Origin of the sequence: Bradyrhizobium sp., assembly GCF_016462955.1 — a bacterium.
Lineage (GTDB): Bacteria > Pseudomonadota > Alphaproteobacteria > Rhizobiales > Xanthobacteraceae > Bradyrhizobium.
The window spans coordinates 1-11,651 of sequence record NZ_JAEMSD010000192.1 but is presented as its reverse complement, the minus strand read 5'-3'; the positions used below and the strand labels follow the sequence as shown (position 1 = coordinate 11,651).

Annotated in this window: 8 protein-coding genes; 5 read left to right on the top strand and 3 right to left on the bottom strand. The window is 64.0% G+C overall.

Translation table 11 applies throughout. The features are described from left to right. The 3 genes from JHD07_RS19910 to JHD07_RS19900 form a co-directional block, all read right to left on the bottom strand. A partial coding sequence (locus JHD07_RS19910) for a SpoVR family protein (RefSeq protein ID WP_291624974.1) occupies positions 1 to 863 on the bottom strand: 863 nt, incomplete at its 3' end. Continuing rightward, a complete protein-coding gene (locus JHD07_RS19905) occupies positions 860 to 2,137 on the bottom strand; it encodes a YeaH/YhbH family protein (RefSeq protein WP_291624976.1) in 1,278 nt (425 codons plus the stop codon). The genes JHD07_RS19905 and JHD07_RS19910, both read right to left, overlap by 4 nt. Positions 2,138 to 2,167: 30 nt before the next feature. Further along, entirely contained in the window at positions 2,168 to 4,111 is a 1,944-nt protein-coding gene (locus JHD07_RS19900; protein ID WP_291624972.1) for a PrkA family serine protein kinase, read from the bottom strand. 797 nt (positions 4,112 to 4,908) lie between these two features. Between JHD07_RS19900 and JHD07_RS19895 the strand changes: the two genes are divergently transcribed. Genes JHD07_RS19895 through JHD07_RS19875 form a run of 5 tightly spaced genes read left to right on the top strand, consistent with a single transcriptional unit; the run spans position 4,909 to position 11,587 of the window. After that, complete coding sequence (locus tag JHD07_RS19895) at positions 4,909 to 7,758, top strand: bifunctional transaldolase/phosoglucose isomerase (protein ID WP_291624970.1); 2,850 nt, start codon at positions 4,909 to 4,911, stop codon at positions 7,756 to 7,758. Positions 7,759 to 7,771: 13 nt separating this feature from the next. Then, complete coding sequence (gnd, locus tag JHD07_RS19890; protein WP_291624968.1) at positions 7,772 to 8,770, top strand: phosphogluconate dehydrogenase (NAD(+)-dependent, decarboxylating); 999 nt, start codon at positions 7,772 to 7,774, stop codon at positions 8,768 to 8,770. 30 nt (positions 8,771 to 8,800) lie between these two features. Next, positions 8,801 to 10,312, top strand: coding sequence for a glucose-6-phosphate dehydrogenase (gene zwf, locus JHD07_RS19885; RefSeq protein WP_291624966.1), 1,512 nt, complete (start codon positions 8,801 to 8,803; stop codon positions 10,310 to 10,312). Then, positions 10,309 to 11,058: a 6-phosphogluconolactonase gene (gene pgl / locus JHD07_RS19880; RefSeq protein WP_291624964.1), complete on the top strand. Its 750-nt coding sequence runs from the start codon at positions 10,309 to 10,311 to the stop codon at positions 11,056 to 11,058. The genes zwf and pgl overlap by 4 nt, the downstream gene beginning before the upstream one ends. Next, positions 11,045 to 11,587 carry a gluconokinase gene (locus tag JHD07_RS19875; protein WP_291624960.1) on the top strand — a complete coding sequence of 181 codons (543 nt, stop codon included), beginning with the start codon at positions 11,045 to 11,047 and terminating at the stop codon, positions 11,585 to 11,587. The genes pgl and JHD07_RS19875 overlap by 14 nt, the downstream gene beginning before the upstream one ends. Positions 11,588 to 11,651 lie beyond the last annotated feature (64 nt).

Here is an 11,651-nt window from a genome sequence, read left to right as displayed (position 1 = left end):
CGGTAGTGGACGTAGGTCGCCGTCCCCTCGTTCATCACCTTGGTCTGGCTCTGCGGGTAGAAGTATTGCGCGATGTGGCGGACGATGCGGAGCAGCTCGCGCTGCCAGGGCGCCAGCCGCGGCGCGCTCTTCTCCAGGAAATAGAGCAGGTTCTCCTGCGGCAGGCCGAGCAGCTTGCGGCGGCGCTCGACGCTGAGCGTCGAGCGGCTCTTGGCGGCACCCTTGGGCACCGTGCGCCAGAGGTCGTTGAAGACCTCCTCCTCATGCTGGCGGCGGCGCCCTGCCCGCTTCTCCTCGGCGCGCAGATCGAGCTTCTTCTTGCCGGGGTAGCGGTCGATGCCGTGCGACATCAGCGCGTGCGCGGCATCCAGCGTGCGCTCGACCTCGATGCGGCCGTAGCGGTCCTCGCACTGCATGACGTAGTTCTTCGCGAAGTCGAGATAGTCCAGGATGCCGTCGGCGTCGGTCCACTGCTTGAACAGGTAATTGTTCTTGAAGAAATGGTTGTGGCCGAAGGCGGCGTGCGCGATCACCAGCGTCTGCATTGTCGCCGTGTTCTCCTCCATAAGATAGGAGATGCAGGGCGAGGAGTTGATCACGATCTCATAGGCGAGCCCCATCAGGCCCTTGCGGTAGGACGCCTCGTGGAACGCGAAGTGCTTGCCGAACGACCAGTGCTTGTAGAACAAGGGCATGCCGACCGATGAATAGGCGTCCAGCATCTGCTCGGCGGTGATGACCTCGATCTGGTTCGGATAGACGTCGAGCCCGAGATCCTTCAGCGCCACCTCCTCGCAGGCATCGGTGATGCGCTGCAAGGTGTGAAAATCCCAATCGGCGCCTTCGAACAAACGTTCCGTCATGGAGCGGCCTTCTCCTGGGCAGTGTCGCGGCGCTGGAACAGATCGTGGAACACCGGAAAGATCTCGCTGCGCTCCGAGACCTTGCGCATCGAGAGCGGCGCGCCGCTGTTGCGCAGGCGCTCATAGAGGCTCCAGAGCGAGGAGTCGGAGAGGTCGAAGGCGCTGCCGCCGGCCTCGCCGACCTCGAGATAGGCGAAGAACTGGCAGACCGGCAGGATCTTGTCGGTCAGCAGCATCCCGGTGAGCTCGCCGTCGGAATAGGAATTGTCGCCGTCCGAGGCTTGCGCGGCGTAGATGTTCCAGTCCGAAGGGTTGAACCGCTCGCGCACGATCTCGTGCATGGCCTGCAACGCGCTGGAGACCAGCGTGCCGCCCGAGGCCGGACCGTAGAAGAAGGTCTGCTCGTCCACCTCCTCGGCGCGGTCGGTGTGGCGGATGAAGACGATCTCGACGTGCTTGTAGCGCCGCTTCAGGAAGACGTAGAGCAGCATGTAGAAGCGCTTGGCCAGGTCCTTCATGTGCTCGGACATCGAGCCGGAGACGTCCATCAGGCAGAACATCACGGCCTGCGCGACCGGCCTCGGCACCGTCTCGAAACGCCGGTAGCGGATGTCGAGCGGATCGATGAAGGGAATGCGTTTGGACTTCGCTTTCAGCGCTTCGAGCTGGGCAATGAGCCCGGTACGCTCGTCCTCGTCCGTGCAGGCGGCGATCGCAGCTTCGAGCTCCTCGATCTCCTCCTTGCGGGGACGCTTGAGCGCGATGCGGCGCGCCAGCGCGAGCTTCACCGTGCGGCTCACCGAGATGTTGGCGGGCGAGCCCGACGTGGTGTAGCCGGCGCGCTGGATGCCCTCGCTCTCGGTCTGCGCGATCTTGCGCTTGGCGAGATCGGGAAGCTCGAGGTCGTCGAGGAACAGATCGACGAACTCGTCGCGGGACAGCACGAAGCGGAAGGCGTCCTCGCTGTCGCCTTCGCCAGGGCCGGAATCCTTTGCGCTGCCCTGGCCGGAGCGCTGGAGATAGTCGCCCTCGACGAACTTCTTGTTGCCGGGCAGGACCATGTCCCGCGTTCCGCCCTCACGGCGGAAGCGCGGCTCATGCATCCCGTCGAGCGGAATCGTGACCTCACCACCCTCCAGGACGTCCTTGATGTCGCGTTCCTGCGAGGTCTTCTTGACGGCGCCCTGCACCAGGGACTTGGCCCGACGCAAGAACCGCTGGCGGTTCTCAAGACTCTTGCCGCCTGGATTCAGGCGCCTGTCAATAATGTGAATGGGCACTTTACCATTCGCCTCCCAGCGGCCTCAGCCGGCCTGCTTCACGCGCATGTACCATTCGACGAGCCGGCGAACCTGACGCTCGGTGTAGCCGCGCTCCACCATGCGTGCGACGAACTCGCCATGCTTCTTCTCCGTCTCGCCGTCCTTCTTCGATCCGAAGGAGATGACCGGAAGCAGGTCCTCGACCTGGGAGAATATCCGCTTTTCGATCACATCGCGAATCTTCTCGTAGGAGGTCCAGGTCGGATTCTTGCCGCCGTTCTGGGCCCGAGACCGTAACGAGAATTTGACGACCTCGTTGCGGAAGTCCTTGGGGTTGGCGATGCCCGCCGGCTTCTCGATTTTCGTCAGCTCCTGGTTCAAAAGCTCGCGATCGAGCAGCTGGCCGGTATCCGGGTCCTTGAAATCCTGATCCTCGATCCAGGCGTCGGCATAGTCGACGTAGCGATCGAACAGGTTCTGGCCGTAATCCGAATAGGATTCCAGATAGGCCTTCTGGATCTCGTTGCCGATGAACTCGGCGTAGCGTGGCGCCAGATCCGCCTTGATGAACTCGAGGTAGCGCTTCTCGACCTCCTCGGGCAGCTGCTCGCGCTTGATCGACTGCTCGAGCGCGTACATCAGATGGACGGCGTCGGCGGCGACCTCCTGCGGATCGTGGTTGAAGGTTGCAGCCAGGATCTTGAAGGCGAAGCGGGTGGAGACGCCATCCATGCCCTCGTCGACGCCGGCGGCGTCGCGGTATTCCTGGACGCTGCGCGCCTTCGGATCGGATTCCTTCAGGCTCTCGCCGTCGTAAACCCGCATCTTGGCGAACATCGTGGAATTTTCGTGCTTGCGCAGGCGCGACATCACCGAGAACCGCGCCAGTGTCTCCAGTGTCGAGGGCGCGCAAGGCGCCGACGCCAGCTCGGAACCCTGGATCAGCTTCTCGTAGATCTTCTGCTCCTCGGTGACGCGGAGGCAGTAGGGCACCTTGATGACGCAGATGCGGTCGATGAAGGCTTCGTTGTTCTTGTTGGCCTTGAAGCTCGCCCACTCGGCCTCGTTGGAGTGCGCGAGGATCACGCCGGTGAAAGGGATCGCGCCGATGTTCTCGGTGCCGATGTAGTTGCCCTCCTGCGTCGCGGTCAGCAGCGGGTGCAGCATCTTGATCGGCGCCTTGAACATCTCGACGAACTCGAGCACGCCCTGGTTGGCGCGGTTGAGGCCGCCGGAATAGCTGTAGGCGTCGGGATCGTTCTGCGCATAGGTCTCGAGCTTGCGGATGTCGACCTTGCCGACCAGCGAGGAGATGTCCTGGTTGTTCTCGTCACCGGGCTCGGTCTTGGCGATCGCGACCTGGCGCAGCCGCGACGGCTGGATCTTGGCGACCCGGAACTGGGAGATGTCGCCGCCGAAAGCTTCAAGCCGCTTGTAGCACCACGGGCTCATCAGGCCGGTGAGACGACGGCGCGGAATGCCGTACTTCTCCTCCAGCATCGGACCGAGCTGATCGGGATCGAACAGACTGAGCGGGCTCTCGAACACGGGCGAGAGTTCGTCGCCGGCCTTGAGCACGTAGATCGGATGCACTTCCATCAGCGACTTCAGCCGCTCGGCGAGTGAGGACTTGCCGCCGCCGACCGGGCCGAGCAGATACAGGATCTGCTTGCGCTCTTCGAGACCTTGCGCCGCGTGGCGGAAGAAGCCGACGATGCGCTCGATGGTTTCTTCCATGCCGTAGAAGCCGGCGAAAGCCGGATACGTGCGGATCGTGCGGTTCAAAAAAATACGGCCAAGGCGTGGGTCCTTGGCCGTGTCAATCGTCTGGGGCTCGCCGATCGCTGCTAGAAGTCGTTCGGCCGCGTTGGCATATTTCATGGGATCGCTTCGACACGATTCCAGATATTCCGCCATCGACATGTCGTGCTGGCTTCTCGCCTCGAACGACCGAGCGAAAGCGTTGAATAGAGAATCGTTGTACATGATCCCTCTCCGCGTGAGTTCCGCTACAAGCTGAAACGAAAGCAGTTACCGGACCGTTCCTCAGGCCGTTTTCGAATCAGCGTGAGCACATGACGATCATTGGACACCCGGGTGCCAGCTCGACGCAACGCACAACGTAGGCACTCCGTGAGTTAGGAACAGGCACCTGCCTGTAATTTGTGCGAATCTTTGTCTATTCTGGCTCATTTCCAGAAAATGTCACTCGCTCGCAACATCCGGGCGTTCCCGGGGATGGCTCCATCCGGCATCGCAGCATAGCGAGCCGGGAGCGGCGATCTTATGACACTGGCAGGGCAATGCTTTGGGCCGCGTTCATCTTCCTGCTGCATTGCGGGGTGCCGGCACCTCGCGCGTCGCGCCGAACGCGCAGCACCGTGACACAATCGCTGCCAAGCGAATGACGACGCGACCGTTCCGCTCGTAACGGCCGGCTTGGGATGCTGCGGAGCTGCCTTCTTGTCGCGGCCGCGACAATCATCAGCCGATCTCTCCGCCATCGATGGTGTGGCAGAAATTCACGCCAGCACGACTGCGAAGGACTCGATGGCGACGTCCCCCTGGTCGAGCGCAGCATTCACATCGGCCAGATGGCCAAACGCCATTTTACACAACAGTGAATGCGACGCCGGGATCGCCATGATCGCGACGGAGTTGCACCTGAGGGTATCACTCCCCGCCCCTTGATTGGTTCCCAGCGGGGCGCATGTAGGCTACAGGATAGCGCGTCAGGACCGGCGCGAAAACCCTCGTCCGCAGGCTTGGAGATAATAAGCATCATGAATCCCGTCAAAGAACTGGAAAAGCACGGACAAGCGGTCTGGCTGGACTTTCTGGCCCGTGGCTTCATCGCCGAGGGCGACCTGAAGCGGCTGATCGATACCGACGGCGTCAAGGGCGTCACCTCCAATCCCTCGATCTTCGAGAAGGCGATCGGCAGCTCGGACGAATACGACGCCCCGATCGGCAAGGCGCTGAAGCGCGGCGACCGCACCGTGGCCGACCTGTTCGAGGCCGTCGCGATCGAGGACATCCAGGCCGCCGCCGACGTGCTCCGCCCTGTCTATGACCGGCTCAAAGGCGGCGACGGCTATGTCAGCCTCGAGGTCTCGCCCTATCTCGCCATGGACACATCAGGCACGGTCACCGAAGCACGGCGGCTGTGGAAGGACGTCGGCCGCAAGAACCTGATGGTGAAGGTGCCGGCGACGCCGGAGGGCCTGCCGGCGATCGAGACGCTGATCGGCGAAGGCATCAGCATCAACATCACGCTGTTGTTCTCCAAGGCGGTCTATCTCGAGGTGGCAGAGGCCTACATCGCCGGTCTGGAGAAATACGTCGCCGGCGGCGGCGATCCCTCGCATGTCGCGAGCGTCGCGAGCTTCTTCGTCAGCCGCATCGACAGCGTGGTCGACAAGCAGCTCGACGAGAAGATCGCCCGCGCCAACGATCCCTCCGAGAAGGAGCGGCTCGCCGCGCTGAAGGGCAAGGTCGCGATTGCCAATGCCAAGCTGGCCTACCAGGACTACAAGCGCCTGTTCGCAGGTCCGCGCTGGGACAAGCTCGCCGCCAAGGGCGCGAAGCCGCAGCGCATGCTGTGGGCCTCGACCGGCACCAAGAACAAGGACTACAGCGACGTCCTCTATGTCGAGGAGCTGATCGGCCCCAATACGATCAACACGGTGCCACCGGCGACGCTCGATGCGTTCCGCGACCACGGCACGCCGCGCGACAGCCTGGAGGAGAACATCGACGACGCAAGGCGCGTGCTGGAGGAGCTGGAGCGCTCCGGCATCTCGCTCGATGCGATCACCGAGGAGCTGGTCAAGGACGGCGTCAAGCAGTTCGCCGATGCCGCCGACAAGCTCTACGGCGCGGTCGCCCACAAGCGCGCCGTCGTGCTCGGGCCCGCGCTCGACCGCCAGCAACTTTCGCTGGGCGACGGGCTCGGCAAGGCCCTGGCCGAGAGCACCGAGGAATGGCGCGCATCCGCCAAGATCCGCAGGCTGTGGCAGCGCGACAAATCGGTCTGGACCGGCGCGGACGAGGACAAATGGCTGGGCTGGCTCGACAGCGCCGCCAAGGCCGACGTCGCGGACTACGAGGACTATGCCGGCCGCGTGAAGGGCCAGAAGTTTTCCGACGCCGTCGTGCTCGGCATGGGCGGATCGAGCCTCGGACCCGAGGTGCTGGCCGAGACCTTCGGCAAGAAGCCCGGCTTCCCCAAGCTGCACGTGCTCGACTCCACCGACCCCGCGCAGGTCCGCGCAATGGAAGCGAAGATCGACATCGCCAATACCGTGTTCATCGTCTCCAGCAAGTCCGGCGGCACCACCGAGCCTAATGCGATGAAGGATTATTTCCACGCACAGGTTGCCAAGGCGGTGGGTGCGAAAGTGAAGACCGGCCATCGCTTCATCGCGGTGACCGATCCCGGCTCGTCGCTGGAGAAGGCGGCCAAGCAGCTGAGCTATGCCCGCATCTTTCACGGTGAGCCCTCGATCGGCGGGCGCTATTCGGTGCTGTCGCCGTTCGGCCTGGTGCCGGCGGCCACCGCCGGCATCGACGTCAAGACCTTCGTCAAGCATGCGCTTGCAATGGTTCGCTCCTGCGGTCCGGACGTGCCGCCCTCTGAAAACCCGGGCGTGCAGCTCGGCCTCGCCATGGGCCTCGCGGGGCTCGAAGGCCGCGACAAGGTGACGATCCTGGCTTCTAAGAAGATCGCCGATTTCGGCGCCTGGGCCGAGCAGCTGATCGCGGAATCGACCGGCAAGGATGGCAAGGGATTGATCCCGATCGAGGGCGAGCCGCTCGGCGATCCCTCCGTCTACGGCAACGACCGCTTCTTCATCGACATCCGTGTCGAAGGCGAAGCGGACGCCGCACATGACTCCCAGCTTGCCGCGATCGAGGCAGCGGGGCACCCCGTGGTGCGCATCGTCATGAAGTCGATCGAGCATCTCGGACAGGAGTTCTTCCGCTTCGAGATGGCGACGGCGGTGGCCGGCAGCATCCTCGGCATCAACCCGTTCGACCAGCCGGACGTGGAGGCCGCCAAGATCAAGACCCGCGAGCTCACCGCCGCGTTCGAGAAGACCGGCGCGCTGCCTGCGGAAGAGCCGGTGGTCAGCACCAAGGACGCCGATCTCTACACCGACGAAGCCAACGCCACGGCGCTGCGCGCTGCCGGCGCCAATGGCGATCTCGGCTCCTGGCTGAAGGCGCATCTGTCGCGTTCGGGCGACGGCGACTATGTCGCGCTGCTCGGCTATATCGCGCGCGACAAGGCGACGATCGATGCGCTCCAGGCCATGCGGCTGGAGGTGCGCGAGAAGCGGCATGTGGCAACCTGCGCCGAGTTCGGGCCGCGCTTCCTGCACTCGACGGGACAGGCCTACAAGGGCGGCCCCGACAGCGGCGTGTTTCTCCAGATCACCGCTGATGACGCACTGGATCTGCCGGTGCCGGGCCAGAAGGCGAGCTTCGGCGTGATCAAGGCGGCGCAAGCGCGCGGCGATTTCGACGTGCTCACCGAACGCGGCCGGCGCGCGCTGCGCGTGCACCTGAAGGGCGGGCTCAAGAAAGGCCTCGCGGCGCTCAATGCAGCGCTGAGCGACGCGCTGAACTAAGGGAATAATGCAGATGCAACTCGGCATGATCGGCCTCGGCCGAATGGGCGGCAACATCGTTCGCCGCCTGATGCGCCACGGACATTCGACCGTGGTCTACGACAAGGATGCCAAGGCGGTCGCAGGCCTTGCCGCAGACGGCGCGGTCGGATCGGCGACGCTGGAAGAGTTCATTGCAAAGCTCGAGCGCCCGCGCACGGCCTGGGTGATGCTGCCGGCGGGCCACATCACCGAGACGACGATCGAGGCAATCGCTGCCGTGATGCAGGACGGCGACGTCATCATCGACGGCGGCAACACCTTCTGGCAGGACGACGTGCGCCGCGGCAAGGCGCTGAAAGCGCGCGGCATCCACTATGTCGACGTCGGCACGTCAGGCGGCGTCTGGGGCCTCGACCGCGGCTATTGCATGATGATCGGCGGCGAGAAGCAGGTCGTCCACCGGCTCGATCCGATCTTCGCCGCGCTCGCGCCCGGCGCCGGCGACATTCCGCGCACGGAAGGACGCGAGGGCCGCGATCCCCGCATCGAGCAGGGCTACATCCATGCCGGCCCGGTCGGCGCCGGTCACTTCGTCAAGATGATCCACAACGGCATCGAATACGGCCTGATGCAGGCCTATGCCGAAGGCTTCGACATTCTCAAGAACGCCAACATCGAGGCGTTGCCGGCGGATCACCGCTACGATTTCGATCTCGCCGACATCGCCGAGGTGTGGCGGCGCGGCTCGGTGATCCCGTCCTGGCTGCTCGATCTCACCTCGACCGCGCTCGCCGACAGTCCGCAGCTGGCGGAATATTCCGGCTTCGTGGAGGATTCCGGCGAAGGCCGCTGGACCGTGAATGCGGCGATCGACGAGGCCGTTCCGGCCGAGGTCCTGACCGCGGCGCTCTACACACGTTTCCGTTCCCGCCGGGAACACACCTTCGCCGAAAAAATTCTCTCCGCGATGCGTGCAGGGTTCGGCGGCCACAAGGAGCCGAAGCAGCCGGGCGCAGCGAAGCCGAAGTAGCGTGTGCAATAAAACGAAGGCCGACAATTCGTGACAAAAGACCCCCAGCCCAAGCGCAAGCCGGACAATTGCGCCTTCGTCATCTTTGGAGTGACCGGCGACCTCACTCACCGGCTGGTGATGCCGTCGCTGTACAATCTGGCGGCCGAGAACCTGTTGCCGGAAAAATTCTGCGTCGTCGGCGTCGCCCGCAAGAGCCAGTCGGATGACGAGCTGCGCCAGAGCCTGATGAAGGGCCTGCGCGAATTCGCGACGCGGCCCATAGACGATGTGATCGCCAAACAGCTGCTGGAATGCGTCACCTTCGTCGAGGCCGATCCGAAGGACCCGCCGTCGTTCGACCGCCTGCGCACGCATCTCGATTCGCTGGAATGCGCGCAAGGCACCGGCGGCAACCGTCTGTTCTATCTGGCAACGCCGCCGGCCGCCTTCGCGCCGACCGCACGCGAGCTCGGCCGCACCGGCATGATGAAGGAGAACGGTGCCTGGCGGCGGCTCGTGATCGAAAAGCCGTTCGGCACCGACCTCGCCTCGGCCCGCGCGCTGAATGCCGAACTTTTGAAGATCATGGACGAGCACCAGATCTACCGGATCGACCACTATCTCGGCAAGGAGACGGTGCAGAATATCCTGGTGCTGCGCTTTGCCAACGGCATGTTCGAGCCGATCTGGAATCGCAACCATATCGACCACATCCAGATCACCGTCGAAGAAAAGCTCGGCGTCGGCCACCGCGGCGGCTTCTACGATGCCACCGGCGCGTTGCGCGACATGGTACCGAACCATTTGTTCCAGCTGATGTCACTCGTGGCGATGGAGCCGCCCGCACGCTTCGACGCGCATTCCGTTCGCTCCGAGAAGGCCGACGTGCTCAACTCGATCCAGCAGCCAAGCCGGGAAGAGGCGCTGAAAAATTCGGTCCGAGCGCAATATCTTGCAGGCCGTGTCGGCGACGAAGAGATCAACGATTACCGAAAGACCGCGGACGTCAAGCCCGGCAGCACCACCGAGACCTTCGTCGCCCTCAAACTGATGATCGACAATTGGCGCTGGGCCGGTGTGCCGTTTTATCTCCGCACCGGCAAGGCGCTCCGCCACAAGCGGACGGAAGTGGCGATCAAGTTCAAGCAGGCGCCGCTGTCGATGTTCTCAGGCACGGACATCGACCGCCTGTCACAGAACTTCCTGACCATCGGCATCGCGCCGACCGAGACCATCGAGCTCCAGTTCAACGCCAAGATCCCGGGGCCGAGCATCACCATCGACGGCGTCGAGATGAAATTCCGCTACGGTGACTATTTCCGCGTCGATCCCTCGACCGGCTACGAGACGCTGATCTACGACTGCATGATCGGCGACAATATCCTGTTCCAGCGCGCCGACGGCATCGAGGCCGGCTGGCAAGCGGTGCAGCCGTTCCTGGACGCCTGGAAGAGCGTGGGCAGCAACGGCGTCGAGACTTATGAAGCCGGCAGTGACGGCCCGAAATGCGCCGAAGAGCTGCTCCGGCGCGACGGCCGAAGCTGGCGGAAATACTCGTGATGACGGCGGACCAGCCGAAGCTGATCGTCGAAGCCGATGCGGAAGCTCTCGCCCGCGCCGCGGCCGAACGCGTGATGGCGCGGATCGCGGCCAATCCCGGACAGATCGCAATCTGCCTCACCGGCGGCTCCAGCCCGAAGAAGCTCTATGAATTGCTCGGCAGCGAGGCCTGGCGGGGCAGAATTCCGTGGGACCGCGTGCACTGGTTCATCGGCGATGAGCGTTTCGTGCCCGCGAGCGATCCCCTCAACAACATGGCGGTCGCACGCGCAACCTTTCTCGATCGCAACGCGCCGGCCGAACACATCCATCCGATTCCAACCGCGAGCGAAAATCCCGATTGCAGCGCCGAGGCCTATGCGCGCGAGCTGCAAGTCTTCTATGGCGCCGACCGGCTCGATCCGGCGCGCCCGCTGTTCGATCTCGTCCTGATGGGCGCGGGGCCGGACGGCCACACCGCCTCGCTGTTTCCCGGTTATCCCGAACTCGAGGAGACCCGACGCTGGGTCGTCGGCGTGCCCAAGGCCAATGTCTCCCCTTTTGTGCCGCGGGTCTCGCTCACCCTGCCCACTTTGGCCTCCTGCCGCGAGATGCTGTTCCAGATTGCCGGGCAAGACAAGCGGCCGATCTTGACGCGCCTCTGCAATGGCGAGAACCTGCCGGCGGTGCGCGCACACTCTAACGGCGAGACCGTCTGGCTGGTCGACAAGGCCGCGCTTCCGGAGGACATTCGTGAGCCGCGCTGACGCACCTTGTGCCTTAATCGTGATGGGCGTGTCGGGCTCGGGCAAGAGCACGGTCGCCAAGGCACTCGGCGAGCGGCTCGGCTGGCGTTTCGAGGACGGCGACAGCTTTCATCCCCCCAGCAATGTCGAGAAGATGCGGGCGGGCCATCCGCTCACGGACGAGGACCGCTGGCCCTGGCTCAATGCCATCGCCGACGAGATCGCGCGGGTCTGCGAACGTGGGGAACACGTCATCATCGCCTGCTCGGCGCTGAAGCATGCCTATCGCGACGTGCTGCTGCGCGGACGCGACGACGTCCGCTTCGTGTTCCTGAAGGGCACCAGGGAGCTGATCGCCGAGCGGCTGGCGCAGCGCAAGGGGCACTTCATGCCGCCCGGACTGCTGGCCAGCCAGTTCGACACGCTGGAGTCGCCGGAGGCGAGCGAACACGTCATCACCGTCTCCATCGACGAGACCGTCGAAGCGATCGTGGACGGCATCGTGCGCCAGCTGAAACCGGGCCGCGCAACACCCAAGGTTCTGCCATGACACCCATCTCACTCGTGGTCTCCGACGTCGACGGCACGCTGCTGACCAAGGACAAGACGCTGAC

What these genes read in the sequence shown, in the direction of transcription:
- JHD07_RS19900 (WP_291624972.1), bottom strand. Translation starts at nt 4,111, where the DNA reads ATGTACAACGATTCTCTATTCAACGCTTTCGCTCGGTCGTTCGAGGCG.
- gnd (WP_291624968.1), top strand. Translation starts at nt 7,772, where the DNA reads ATGCAACTCGGCATGATCGGCCTCGGCCGAATGGGCGGCAACATCGTT.
- JHD07_RS19895 (WP_291624970.1), top strand. Translation starts at nt 4,909, where the DNA reads ATGAATCCCGTCAAAGAACTGGAAAAGCACGGACAAGCGGTCTGGCTG.